This is a genomic window from Cognatundibacterium oligocarboniphilum (assembly GCF_013377855.1).
Classification (GTDB): Bacteria; Pseudomonadota; Gammaproteobacteria; order Burkholderiales; family Burkholderiaceae_D; genus Undibacterium; species Undibacterium oligocarboniphilum.
Genome location: NZ_JABXYJ010000005.1, coordinates 192,151 through 204,997 on the forward strand (window position 1 = coordinate 192,151; position 12,847 = coordinate 204,997).

General features: G+C 54.2%; 12 protein-coding genes and 1 other RNA gene. 11 read left to right on the plus strand and 2 right to left on the minus strand.

Going from position 1 to position 12,847, the window contains the following annotated elements:
• Positions 1-136: 136 nt before the first annotated feature.
• From ffs to HV832_RS10140, 3 genes are all read left to right on the plus strand, one after another.
• Positions 137-235: signal recognition particle sRNA small type (gene ffs, locus HV832_RS10130), an RNA gene on the plus strand.
• Between the two features lie 192 nt (positions 236-427).
• Positions 428-889 (plus strand): cache domain-containing protein, encoded by a 462-nt coding sequence (locus tag HV832_RS10135; RefSeq protein ID WP_176803720.1) that lies wholly within the window; start codon positions 428-430, stop codon positions 887-889.
• Positions 890-1,054: 165 nt separating this feature from the next.
• Positions 1,055-1,852, plus strand: a complete 798-nt coding sequence (locus tag HV832_RS10140) for a potassium channel family protein (RefSeq protein WP_176803721.1) — start codon at positions 1,055-1,057, stop codon at positions 1,850-1,852.
• An 84-nt stretch (positions 1,853-1,936) separates the two neighbouring features.
• Here the strand turns inward: HV832_RS10140 and HV832_RS10145 are convergent, their stop codons facing one another.
• A complete protein-coding gene (locus HV832_RS10145) occupies positions 1,937-3,580 on the minus strand; it encodes an isovaleryl-CoA dehydrogenase (protein WP_176803722.1) in 1,644 nt (547 codons plus the stop codon).
• 175 nt (positions 3,581-3,755) lie between these two features.
• Between HV832_RS10145 and HV832_RS10150 the strand changes: the two genes are divergently transcribed.
• The 6 genes from HV832_RS10150 (at position 3,756) to HV832_RS10175 (ending at position 9,225) form a co-directional block, all read left to right on the plus strand.
• A complete protein-coding gene (locus HV832_RS10150; RefSeq protein WP_176803723.1) occupies positions 3,756-4,349 on the plus strand; it encodes a TetR/AcrR family transcriptional regulator in 594 nt (197 codons plus the stop codon).
• Positions 4,350-4,374: 25 nt separating this feature from the next.
• A complete protein-coding gene (locus HV832_RS10155) occupies positions 4,375-6,636 on the plus strand; it encodes a DNA polymerase III subunit gamma/tau (protein WP_176803724.1) in 2,262 nt (753 codons plus the stop codon).
• A 47-nt stretch (positions 6,637-6,683) separates the two neighbouring features.
• Positions 6,684-7,010: a YbaB/EbfC family nucleoid-associated protein gene (locus HV832_RS10160; RefSeq protein WP_176803725.1), complete on the plus strand. Its 327-nt coding sequence runs from the start codon at positions 6,684-6,686 to the stop codon at positions 7,008-7,010.
• Between the two features lie 2 nt (positions 7,011-7,012).
• Complete coding sequence (gene recR, locus HV832_RS10165) at positions 7,013-7,609, plus strand: recombination mediator RecR (protein ID WP_176803726.1); 597 nt, start codon at positions 7,013-7,015, stop codon at positions 7,607-7,609.
• A 75-nt stretch (positions 7,610-7,684) separates the two neighbouring features.
• A complete protein-coding gene (locus tag HV832_RS10170; RefSeq protein ID WP_176803727.1) occupies positions 7,685-8,926 on the plus strand; it encodes a CaiB/BaiF CoA transferase family protein in 1,242 nt (413 codons plus the stop codon).
• A 161-nt stretch (positions 8,927-9,087) separates the two neighbouring features.
• Positions 9,088-9,225, plus strand: a complete 138-nt coding sequence (locus HV832_RS10175) for a hypothetical protein (protein WP_176803728.1) — start codon at positions 9,088-9,090, stop codon at positions 9,223-9,225.
• A 34-nt stretch (positions 9,226-9,259) separates the two neighbouring features.
• Here the strand turns inward: HV832_RS10175 and HV832_RS10180 are convergent, their stop codons facing one another.
• Positions 9,260-9,859, minus strand: coding sequence for a MarC family protein (locus HV832_RS10180; protein WP_176803729.1), 600 nt, complete (start codon positions 9,857-9,859; stop codon positions 9,260-9,262).
• Between the two features lie 362 nt (positions 9,860-10,221).
• Here HV832_RS10180 and HV832_RS10185 point away from each other — a divergent pair, with 362 nt between their 5' ends.
• Both HV832_RS10185 and HV832_RS10190 read left to right on the plus strand, forming a co-directional pair.
• Complete coding sequence (locus tag HV832_RS10185) at positions 10,222-10,410, plus strand: DUF1289 domain-containing protein (protein ID WP_176803730.1); 189 nt, start codon at positions 10,222-10,224, stop codon at positions 10,408-10,410.
• A gap of 61 nt (positions 10,411-10,471) precedes the next feature.
• Positions 10,472-12,736, plus strand: a complete 2,265-nt coding sequence (locus HV832_RS10190) for a xanthine dehydrogenase family protein molybdopterin-binding subunit (protein ID WP_176803731.1) — start codon at positions 10,472-10,474, stop codon at positions 12,734-12,736.
• The last annotated feature ends 111 nt before the right edge of the window (positions 12,737-12,847 follow it).

Consider the following 12,847-nt stretch of genomic DNA (forward strand, 5'->3'; position numbering starts at 1 on the left):
GAGGGGGCTATCCGGATCATGTGCCCGGGGAAGATTAGTTGGCAGTTAGCGTGCCAGCAGGGCAGTTCTTCCGTTTGCCATCATATTGCGCAGAATTGTTGGGCGAAATGGTGAAGGATGCGTTATACTACGCGCTGGCGGGCCCCTGCGCATTGCGGCATGGCCAATCTGGTCAGGTCGGGAACGAAGCAGCCACAGTCATTTCCCGCAAGTGCCGCAGACCAGGCTCGCCAACTTCTCTTTCCTTCCCCGTTTCATTTCCTCCGCTTCACCAGCACCGCTGATATCGTTGTGCGGCAATATGGTCAAAAGTCACACTACTACTCTGTTTTTCTTGTCTTTGAATAATTTTGCGTTAAGCTGTTTGTGCGCAAAAACACACCGTTTATTGCGGATAATAATTTAAATACTGACTGAGGAGACTGGAATGAAACTGACCCGCAGAACCCTGCTGATTTTAGGATTATGTGCTGGCTTGGTAGCGCCTGCCATCGCTGCTGAAGATCGTGGAACCACCGAGCAGGCACAGGCAATGGTGAAAAAAGGGATCGCTTATATTAAAGAACATGGCAAGGAAAAAGCTTTTGCCGAGTTTTCCAATATGTCGAATAAAGACTTCCACGACAGGGATTTATATTTATTTGCATACGATCTGAATGGGGTTAACCTCAGTCACGGTAATAATCCGAAGATGAACGGTAAAAATCTGATTGATCTGAAGGTCGGAGATAAATTCGTCGTCAAGGAAATGATTGCGATGGCGAATAGTAAGGGCAAGGGATGGATAGATTATCAATGGCCGAATCCTGTCACCAAAGTCCTGGAAACCAAATCCACCTATATAGAAAAGTTGGATAATTATTTCGTCGGGTGCGGTGCCTACAAGTAAGGCAACATTGATTGCCCAGCATGAACCTGCCGGATAGTGGCAGGTTTTTTTATCTGTGAAAATAAAATATCAATTTTTGATATTTCAGGTAAACAGGAAGATTTCGCTTTCACCAGCCGGCATATACAGACATACGCAGACCGAATCCGAATACAATTAATCCTTATGAATCAAAGTCTCTACCCCATTACGCAACGGTTTCTGGCATGGTTTTCCCGTCCGGTGCTATTTGCTGGTCTGTTGTTATCGATACCGGCATTTTATCTTTTGCTGGCAACGGATAATCAGCATCTGGTGCAGACTGGGCATACTTTATACCTTGTTGCAGCAGGTCTGATTGCTCTGGATACTTACTGGAAATGGAAAGGCAACCGCCGCCAGTCAAACCGGCACAGCGGAAAGATGGTGCTGGATATGGGCATCACACTTGGCTGTCTGATCAGTGCTATCCAGTTTTCTGTGGTCTGGAGTCCGGTTGAGTGGTTATTGCGGCTGGGTTTGTGTGCTGCGATTTTGCTGCGTATCGCCATGCTGGTATTGCAGCATATGAAACCTGGTCATCTGGTGCAGATCATTACACTGGCTTTGCTGATGCTGAGTTCTGCCGGCGCGGGATTCTACTGGCTTGAGCCGAACGTGAAAAATTACGCCGATGGCGTCTGGCTGGCATTTACCACGGTGGCAACAGTCGGATACGGTGATATCGTGCCATCCACCCCATCATCTAAAATCTTTGCGGTGTTTATCGTACTGCTGGGTTATGCAATGTTTTCGATTGTCACAGCGAATATTGCGGCGCTGTTTGTGGGAGAAGAGGAAAAAATATTCGAGCGGGAGCTGCATGCGGATATCCGTCTGCTTAACCGCGAAATCGGTGCTTTGCGGGATGAGTTACGCCGGCGGGACAAGTTCCTGGCGGAACTGGAGCATAAAGTCCGGTCTTTGCAGGAAAAACAGCATTAATTCCACCGTAACCGCATTAAAACGGCGAGGGGAATCGCCATCATCATCTGCCGCCGCCGTTTGTTCAGAATGCCAGAATTGGCCTCATGCGGGAAATGCTCTTTGCAGAATTTTCTGACATGTGCTCATATCATTGATGATGGAGCTGCCATATATGCGCCCGCTGTCTGTATTCAGGCGGCTGCTGATAAATGTTTCGGCAAAATCCTGCGGTGCGTGCCGGATAAGTAAGACGGACTGTGCGGCCAGCACCAGTTTTTGAACCAGCCTGCGCGCCTGCAACTCACGGGTTTCTGCCGGTGCCAGGAGTTCAACCTGCAATTCCAGAACCAGTTGTCTGACGGCTGGATGACCGCACGCTGCAAAATCCGCCAGCAATAGTTGTGTGCCCTCCGGATCGCGACCTATCGCCCGCAGGACATCCAGGCACATCACATTCCCTGAACCTTCCCAGATCGAATTGACCGGCGCCTCCCGGTAAAGTCTCGCCATGATGGAAGTTTCGACGTAGCCGTTGCCTCCCATGACTTCCATGCATTCACCGGTAAATTCAATGGCGCGTTTGCATACCCAGAATTTGGCAGCTGGTGTCATGATGCGTCGCCATGCCTGATTCAGGGGAGACTCTTCGCCTTCTACGACAGACGCCAACTGCAGCATCAGCCAGCCAACTGCCTCACTTTCCAGAGCCAAATCAGCCAGTGTGTGTGCCATCAGCGGTTGCTCTGCCAGCAGCCGCCCGAACGCACTGCGGTGACGGGCATGATGAATGGCTTGTATGAGTGCCTGGCGCATCAGTGCTGCACTACCGATTACGCAGTCGAGCCGGGTCAGGCTCGCCATTTCGATAATGGTCGGAATGCCGCGACCTTCAGTACCGATCAGGATGCCATATGCATCCTGAAATTCGACTTCACTGCTGGAGTTAGACTGATTTCCCAGTTTGTCTTTCAATCGCTGAATCTGAACGGAGTTTTTGCTGCCATCAGGTTTCCAGCGGGGAACGAAAAAACACGACAATCCCGCTTCGGTGCGTGCCAGCACCAGATGTGCATCGCACATGGGGGCAGAAAAAAACCATTTATGCCCGGTCAGTAAATAGGCTTCACCGCGGCCTGATGCATCACAAGGGCGGGCCAGCGTCGTATTGGTCCGGACATCCGAGCCGCCTTGTTTCTCGGTCATCCCCATTCCGATCATGATGGCGTGTTTGTCCTGAATCGGCAGATCCCGCGGATCATGCCGTGTGGCGTACAGTTTTTCCCTGAGCTGAGCGAATAGTGCAGCTTCTTTTTGCAGTACCGGTATGGCGGCAAAGGTCATAGTGGTCGGACAGAGCGAGCCTGACTCGATCTGCGCCTGCATGTAATAGCCGGCCGCCCTTGCCACCTGAGCGCCGGTGCGCGGGTGAGACCAGGGTAGTGCCTGCAGACCCTGACTGCGCAGCATTCCCAGTAATTGATGCCAGCTGGGATGAAAGTCTACAACGTCAATCCGTTTTCCGGTTCTGTCGTGGGTGCGCAGTTCTGGCCGGTAGCGGTTAGCCTGTTCGCCCAGCAGCAATGTTTCCGGTTTACCCAGTTCTGCGCCAAAGTTTTCCAGCGAGGCCGTGTGCCAGTCGGCTTTATAATGTTGCAAAGCATTCTGCAGGAGGGAGTCGCTGTGAAACAGGTTGTAGTGCTGCAGTTCGGGAACCTGATTGCTGATTTCGTGCGTTTGCCATTGCATGCCTGTCTCCTGTCTGGAATATATCTGATGTATTTGTTCTGTATTTGCGCTGCGCGGGTGATGTTATTTGGAGTGTCAGTGTAGCGGGCATCCTGCTGCAGTATGTTCGTATTTGATTTTTTTTCTGTATCTGATGAATGCTTCGACGGACCATTTAAAATCAAGGCGTAAGCCGGTGCAGCAACGTTCCAGGCTGACGCAGGGAGCGATTCTGGATGCCTTTGTTCGGCTTTTACTTGAAAAAGGTTATGCGCGGCTGACCATGCGCGATATTGCGCTGGTTGCCGGTGTCGGACTGGGAACGCTGTACGAGTATTTTCCGGGTAAGAAATCGATTGCAGCACATTGCATCCACGGCCGCTTCAAAGGCGTCGGACAGCAGATGCTGGAATGGCTGGATGGCTTGAGGGGCGAACCTGCTGCCCGGCTGATTCCGTCCCTGATTGAGCGGCTGATTGTTTTGCATGCTGAAAGGGCGGAGGAATGGTCGGCACTGATTTTTCTGGAGCGTCAGCTATCCGAACTCGATGCTTATGCCCAGTTGTATCAGTATATTGCCGATATCTGGACACAGGCTTTGCTTGCCTGTGCTGATGCGGCGCGGATGCAGGACAAAAATCCTGCAGTTCTGCATGCAGTTGTGTATGGATTGCTGTATCAAACGCTGATGCTGTCTCCGCAAAGATTGACCGAGGCAGCATTTTCAACCGAGATGCAGGCGCTGGTGGCCGGGTATTTGCAATTTCCGGTTTCCGGGCAGTCTGTATGATGAATGAATAGGGTAAAATCTCTGCATGTCATATCAAGTTCTCGCCCGAAAATACCGCCCCAGAAGTTTTCAGACTCTGGTAGGTCAGGAGCACGTGGTTCGTGCCTTAACGCATGCGCTGGAGCAGCAGCGGCTGCACCATGCCTATCTATTCACCGGCACCCGCGGTGTCGGTAAAACGACGCTGTCGCGGATTCTCGCCAAGTCTTTTAATTGCGAGCAGGGCATTACCGCTAATCCTTGTGGTGTTTGCGAAGCCTGCACGGCGATTGATGCCGGGCGTTTTGTCGATTACATCGAGATGGATGCTGCATCCAATCGTGGCGTGGATGAAATGGCGTCGCTGCTGGAGCAGGCCATTTATGCACCGTCGAATGCACGCTTTAAAGTCTACATGATTGACGAAGTGCACATGCTGACCAATCATGCGTTTAATGCGATGCTCAAGACGCTCGAAGAGCCGCCGGAGCATGTGAAATTCATTCTGGCGACGACAGACCCGCAGAAAATTCCCGTGACGGTCTTGTCCCGCTGCCTGCAATTCAATCTGAAACAGATGCCGCCGGGTCATATCATCGGTCATCTGGAAAATATCCTGACGCAGGAGCAGATTGGTTTTGAGGTTCCTGCACTGCGTTTGTTGGCGCAGGGCGCACAGGGTTCCATGCGTGATGCGCTGTCCCTGACCGATCAGGCGATTGCTTATGCGGCCGGCCAGGTGAGTCTGGAATCGGTGCAGGGTATGCTGGGGGCACTGGATCAGTCATATCTGATCCGTCTGCTTGATGCGCTGGCAGCCAATGACGGCAAGGCTTTGCTGGATGTTGCCGATGAAATGGCCGCGCGCAGCCTGTCGTATAAGGCGGCTTTGCAGGATCTCGGCACGCTATTGCATCAGATTGCAATAGCGCAACTGGTGCCTGCTGCTGTGGCGGAGGATTTGCCGGAAAGAGAGCAGGTAGTGCGCCTGGCATCTGTTTTTACCAAGGAAGAGATTCAACTTTATTATCAGATCGCAGTGCATGGCCGTCATGAGCTGGCGCTGGCTCCCGATGAATATGCCGGTTTCAGTATGACTTTACTGCGTATGCTGGCCTTTCGTCCGGCAGAAGGCGGCGAAGCGACAGATCCCGGGGCGGCTTATTCCGGTGGTGGCGCGGCAAGAGGTGTCTTGCCGCTGTCAATGTCGCCGCAGTCCACTCATTCCGGCGTCAAGGCAACGGCGGCACAGAGTGCGCAATCTTCAGCGGCGTTGTCCATTTCCTCACCAGCCAGATCTGCGGTGCCAGCCAGCAATGTGAATCCGGTTTTTCCGCCGGTGGTGACACAGGTGCGGAATTCTGTAACGGCAGATATCACGCCTGCGGCTGCACCCCCCGCACAAAAGCCCATGAGTCCTGCGATGGCTGCTTTAGCCGCTGCACGGGCCGCCAGTGCTGGTGTCAAAGGCGCAGGGGGAGGCGCTACGCAACCGGCTTCACCAGTCATGCCAGTAGTTCAATCTGCGGCAGCGGCGCCTGCTGCAGTTCCATTACCGGAAAAAAAAGCAGTAACGGACATGCCGTCTCAGTCATCATCACGCATGACACCGGAAAATTTGGCTGACACGCAGCGTACGGACAACATTACCGCACCGGATTCGTCACCGGCGGAATCTGATATGCCGGTGTCGATGGAAGCACAGACTCTGACGATGGATGATATGCCGCCGCCATGGGATGACGACATACTGCAGGTATCGGTGGCGAAAAATACAGCAGGGGCAAGCCAGAACTTACCAACTGGTGTTTCGCATATGCGGAATGAGGATGACGTGCCTGCTGCACATCAGTCCGGCGCAATATCTGCACCTGAACCTGCCGTGCTTGACCGCCAATTGTGGCAGGCGCCTGTTGCAGCACTGGACTGGGATGGGCGCTGGCCGACCCTTGCCGCTAACCTGCCAGTACGCGGAGTGACGCAGCAGCTGGCGCAGCAAAGCGAACTGGCTGATTGCCGGCAGGAGGGTAATGTCTGGGTCTTTGAATTACGCGTGCCGCTTCCGACTTTGCTGTCGGCCGGCAGCAGCGACAAACTGGCGACAGCACTTTCCGAGCGATTCTCCAGAACCGTCCGCGTCGAGCATAAGATCGGCGCAGTGGAGCTGACTGCCAACGCAGAGGCGATTGCCGAACGGGAATTGCGTCAGAAGCAGGCCGAACAATCCATCCGGAAAGACCATTTTGTCCAGACTCTGATGCGTGAATTCGGTGCCGTCATCGTGACTGGCAGCGTGCGCCCGGTCTGATTTCTTTCTCTGTTTTTTAAATTATTCCATTTTCAGGAGAAGTATCCATGATGAAAAATCAACTCGCAGGTCTGATGAAGCAGGCGCAGGCGATGCAGGACAATATGAAAAAAGCCCAGGATCAGCTGGCGCTGATCGAGGTGGAAGGTCAGGCTGGTGCCGGGCTCGTGAAGGTGGTGATGACCTGTAAAAATGATGTGAAGCGCGTCACGATCGATCCGTCATTACTGGCTGACGACAAGGATATGCTGGAAGACCTGGTGGCGGCCGCGTTTAACGATGCCGTACGCAAGGCAGAGGCGACCACACAGGAAAAAATGTCCGGGCTGACGGCCGGTATGCCATTGCCACCCGGTTTCAAAATGCCGTTCTGATCGTGAAGAAAACCGGCAGTCTCGAAGCACTGGCTGAGGCATTGCGCCGTCTGCCCGGAGTCGGGCCAAAATCGGCGCAGCGCATGGCTTACCATTTGTTGCAACATGACCGGGAAGCCGCGTCAACGCTGGGTCATGCCTTGTTGAACGCGATGGACCGTATTCATCACTGCTCCTCCTGCAATACCTTCACCGAAATCGAAATTTGCGAAACCTGTCAGGATGCGCAGCGTGACGGTACGCTGCTGTGCGTTGTCGAGACGCCTTCCGATCAGATGATGATTGAACAGACCCTGACCTACAAGGGGCTGTATTTTGTACTGATGGGGCGTCTGTCACCGCTGGATGGAATCGGGCCCAGGGATATTTATCTGGAACGGCTGATTGCCCGTGCGACCGACGGTATCGTGCAGGAAGTCGTGCTGGCTACCAATTTCACGAATGAAGGTGAGGCGACCGCGCATTATATCGGTGAGATGCTCAAGGCCCGCGGATTGAAAGTCAGCCGGCTGGCGCGCGGTGTTCCTGTCGGGGGGGAGCTGGAATATGTTGATGCCGGCACAATTGCCCGCGCCATGCTGGACAGGCGCAGTGCCTGAATCTTGCCGTGGCATCTGGCGGAGCGAGTCTGCCAGGAATGCAGCGATGATCCAACCAAACATGAAATCCATATCATGACCCAAAAAAATACCGGGCCGCTATCAGGTATCCGGGTGCTGGAACTTGGCACACTGATAGCAGGTCCATTTTGCTCGCGCATGCTGGCAGAGTTCGGTGCCGAAGTCATCAAGATCGAATCGCCGGATGGCGGTGATCCGCTACGGCAGTGGCGGGTATTGAAAGATGGAACCTCTTTGTGGTGGAGTGTGCAGGCGCGGAATAAAAAAAGCGTCACTCTGAATATGAAAAGTGCAGAGGGGCAGACCATCGCACGGCGTCTGGCGCTGGATGCCGACATCATTATCGAAAATTACCGTCCTGGCGTGCTGGAGAAATGGCAGCTTGGTTATGAACAGCTAAAAGCGATCAATCCGGCCACCATCATGGTGCGGCTTTCCGGATACGGCCAGAGCGGTCCCATGAGTGATTTACCTGGCTTTGGTGCAATTGGCGAATCCATGGGCGGTTTGCGGTATGTGTCGGGTCATCCTGATCGTCCGCCGGTCAGGGTTGGCATTTCGATCGGTGATTCTGTTGCAGCCTTACACGGGGTGATCGGGGCGATGATGGCACTACGCCATCGTGATGTGACCGGCGGTCGCTGGAACGGAAAAACAGGTGATGCTTGTCAGGCGGGGCAGGGGCAAATGGTGGATGTAGCATTGTACGAGTCCGTCTTTAACCTGATGGAATCACTGGTACCGGAATTCGACGTGGCAGGTGTGGTGCGGGAGCGCACCGGAGGCGCCTTGCCCGGTATCGTTCCGTCGAACACCTACACCACTGCCGATGGTGAAAATATCGTGATTGCGGGTAATGGCGATGCGATTTTCCATCGTCTGATGAAGGCGATCCGGCGCGATGATCTGGCGCACGATCCGGCGCTGGTTCGCAATGATGGCCGGGTGCCGCGTACCGCCGAAATCGATGCCGCCATCCAGGGCTGGTGTGATACGCAGCAAATTGAAACCGCTTTGCAGACACTGAGAGCGGCGGATGTTCCGGTGGGGAAGATTTATTCAGTGCGGGATATGATGCAGGATCCACAGTTCCTGGCACGCAATATGTTTGAGCAGCATCAGTTCGCTGATGGCAGCGCAGTGAAACTACCAGCGATTACGCCGAAAATGTCTGAAACGCCGGGGCAGACTCAATGGCTGGGGCCGCCTCTCGGGGAGCATAACCATGCGGTCTTGCAGGCACTGGGATATAGCGAGACGGATATTGCACGCTTTGAAGCTGAAAAAATTATTTAGCAGAAATCCGGGGCTGACATCCAATTATCCGGCTGGCGCAATCGCTCTTTGTCGTGTGGGATGTCATGTTAACTGCCGGTATCTGCTGTCGCGCTTCGCCGGAATAATGTGCATCAGCGCGGCAGAGAAATTATTTTTAAAAATACGCAGGGAGACGTCAGATGAATCGCCAGTTCTGGAAACAGTTTGTCATTGCACTGGTCCTGTTTTTGCTGGGCTATTTCACTTTTAACAGCAAGCTGTTTGCGGCAGAGTTGCCGCAGCCAGTCGCAGTGCAGACCAGCCAGGTCGATTGCTGACAAGTGTGCCGGCTTATCCTTGCAGGGCACATGATTACAGCGTCTTGATGTATTCCCGGATACCGGTCAGCAGCATTTCAATCGACATGGCAGCCAGTATCAGCCCCATCAAGCGTTCGAATGCGGTCATGACCCGCGACCCGAGCACCTGCTGCATGCGTTCGGCGCTGAGCAGCACCACCAGCCAGACAACCGCAACGGCGGTCAGGGCGCCAAGATGAACCAGCATTTCCTGGCTGTTATCGGAAGAAAATAGCAGCACAGTCGCCAGCGCAGACGGCCCCGCCAGCGCAGGAATGGCCAGCGGGACGATAAATGGCTCGTGATTTTCTTCCGTATCTCCGAAAATACCCCCTTCCTGCGGAAACACCATGCGCAAAGCAATCAGGAACAGAATGACGCCGCCGCCGATACGGATTGAGACTTCGGATAGTTGCAGCGCGGTCAGAAAATTTTTCCCGAAAAACATAAACAGCAACAGCAGGACAAAAGCGATCGCGCATTCGCGCACGATGACGCGCCAGCGCCGCTCGGGAGAAACATGAGAGAGCGCACTGACGAAAATCGGGACATTGCCGAACGGATCAGTCACGATAATCAAAAGAATCAGTGTCTGGAAAAAATCTTGTGCCATGAATAGGGTATCTCTCAAGCCATTCCGGGGTAAAACGGAAGAGGCTGTCGGTGTCAGGAAGTTTGTAAAATATCGGAGAGCCGGCCTGAGTCGGTATCTGACCGGAAATTGCAGAAGGGAGCTTGCATTATGCCAGTGCCGGAAATCCCTCGCTGAGGCGCAATTTTCCTGCCGATCATGGGGGGCTGTCAATCCGGGATTGTCCGGGAAAGGCATTTGTGCAGGAAATAGAAGGAGTCACCAAATCGCCCCGGCGGGATTCTGCCGGGGTTTGCGTTACTATTGTGTCTTTAAAATGCCGGATTACAACCGGTTTGACAGACCGGCTGCAGGACATGAGCCGACTGTGCGGATGATGAATCATGAGTGAAACAAAAGAAAGACCGGATACTCCTTGCGTGGCGGTGTGCTCCACAACCTTTGATGAGGTATGCCGGGGATGTGGCCGCACGGTTGCGGAAGTGGCGGAATGGGTTTTTATGGATGCAGCGCAGAAAGAAGTCATTTGGCAGAGGATTACCGCGCAAGGTTATCCTCGTCGTAATTCGTAACATGAGCGGGATTGGGCCGCAGCACAAATCCTGTGGCAGTAAAACAAAAACGGAGACAAAGATGACGCAAATTAAAAAGAGCCGCCGGCGTTTTATCCTGGGAGGCCTGGGGGCTGCCGGTGCGCTGGTGGTGGGCTGGGGAGTCATGCCGCCGCGCCAGCGGTTGAATGGCGCACATCCTTTGCCGGTCGTGCAGGGTGAGGTGGCGCTCAATGGCTGGATCAAGATTGCTGCTGATGGCATCGTCACGGTTGCCATGCACCGCAGTGAAATGGGGCAGGGCATTCATACTGCGTTGCAGATGCTGGTAGCGGAAGAGCTGGATGTGCCGATACACATGATCAGAACGATGCATGCGCCGGTCGATAAAATCTACGGCAACATGGCGATGCTGGCAGATGGCTTGCCATTTCATCCGGATGATCAGGGAACGGTGAAGCGGTTTGCGCAATGGATGACACTGAAAACCGCGCGTGAACTTGGTCTGCAGGTAACTGGTGGCTCTTCCAGCGTAAAAGATGCCTGGATGCCCTTGCGTGAAGCGGGCGCCACCGCGCGCGCTATGCTGGTGGCTGCCGCTGCGCAGGAGTGGCAGGTCTCTGCGAACCAGTGTCGCACTGAAAATGGCTTGGTCAAAAATGCGGCAGGAAAACAGCTGGCTTATGGCGTGCTGGCAGCAAAGGCAGTGAATGCGCGGCCAGAGTCATTCACGCTGAAAGATCCGAAGGCATTCACCTTAATCGGCCATCCCCAGGCGCGTACTGATACCCGCAGCAAAACTGATGGTTCCGCACAATATGGAATGGATGCGCGGCCTGAGGGTTTGCTGTATGCCGCACTAAAGATGAGTCCTGTAATTGGCGGTACTGTTAGACATGTTGATGAACAGGCTGTTCAGGGCTTGCCGGGTGTGCGTTATGTGGTCGATTTTTCCGCAGAAGCAGGACCGGCCGGCGTAGCGGGTGTTGCGGTAGTGGCAGACAGCTACTGGTATGCCAAAAAGGCGCTGGCTGCACTGCCGGTGGAGTGGAACCCTGGCCCGCATGCGGGTTTGACGACTGAGAAAGTGTTTCAGGAACTGGCGGAAAAAATCGACAGCGAATCCGGTTTCACCTATTACCGGCAGGGTGATGCTCCTGCCATGCTGAACAGCGCCGACGCAGTGAAAAAAGTGCAGGCGGAATACCGCGCACCGTTTTTGGCGCATGCCGCCATGGAGCCTATTAACTGCACTGCGCAGCTGAAAGAAGGCAGGCTCGATCTGTGGGTATCAACGCAGGTGCCGAGCATTGTGGTCGACGTTGCGGCCAGGGCAGCCGGCATTCCGGCAGAGCAGGTGAACTTGCATATGAGTTTTCTTGGCGGTGGTTTTGGACGCCGGCTGGAAGTCGACATGGTGCTGCAGGCTGTGGCGGTCGCCCGTAAAACCGGGGGGGTGCCTGTGAAGCTGATCTGGAGCAGGGAAGAGGATATCACGCATGATGTCTACCGCCCTGCTGCGCTGGCACGCTTCAGCGCAGCACTGGATGCGCAGGGGCGCGTCATTGCTTATGATAATAAATCAGCTTCCGGATCAATCACTCATCAGGTGCTCAAGCGCACGTTTGGCCTGATGGGTGCCGGGCCGGATAAAACCACTGCGGAAGGGGAGTTCGATACAGCATATCAATTCCCCCACCAGAAGATTGCACATGTGATCGTGCCGACCCCGGTGCCGCTGGGTTACTGGCGCTCGGTAGGGCATTCGCATAACGCATTTTTCAAAGAGAGCTTCATTGACGAGCTGGCGCATGCTGCCGGTAAGCAGCCGGCAGCATTCCGGCGTGAATTGCTGAGCAATCAGCGACGTCACCTGACGGTGCTGGATGCCGCGCTGAATAAAGCGGGTGCCGCTCCTGAAGGCAGAGCGCATGGCATTGCGTTGCACCGATCTTTTGGCACCATCGTGGCCCAGGTGGCGGAGGTGTCTGTGCATGATCGGCAGATTCGTGTACATCGTGTGGTGTGCGCGGTCGATTGCGGGATTGCTGTTAACCCCAACATCATCATGCAGCAGATGGAGTCCGCCGTGATATTTGGCCTGAGTGCTGCGTTATACGGTGAAGTGACGATCAAAGACGGCCAGGTTCAGCAAACCAATTTCCATGATTATGCCGTGTTGCGTATGAACGAAGCACCACATGTGGAGGTGGTGATCGTGCCAAGTGCAGAGCCGCCGGAAGGGATTGGTGAGCCTGGTGTGCCGCCAGTTGCACCGGCGGTCGCCAACGCCGTGTTCATACTGACCGGTCAGCGCTTGCGCAGCCTGCCTCTGAAGCTGAGCTGAAATATGGTCGAATATACTATGGGGAGTATATAAAATTCCCCTTGTTTGACAAGGATGCTGGGCTGTTTTTGAAGAAATGATGGGGGAGTATCTGATTTGATGATTTTTTTG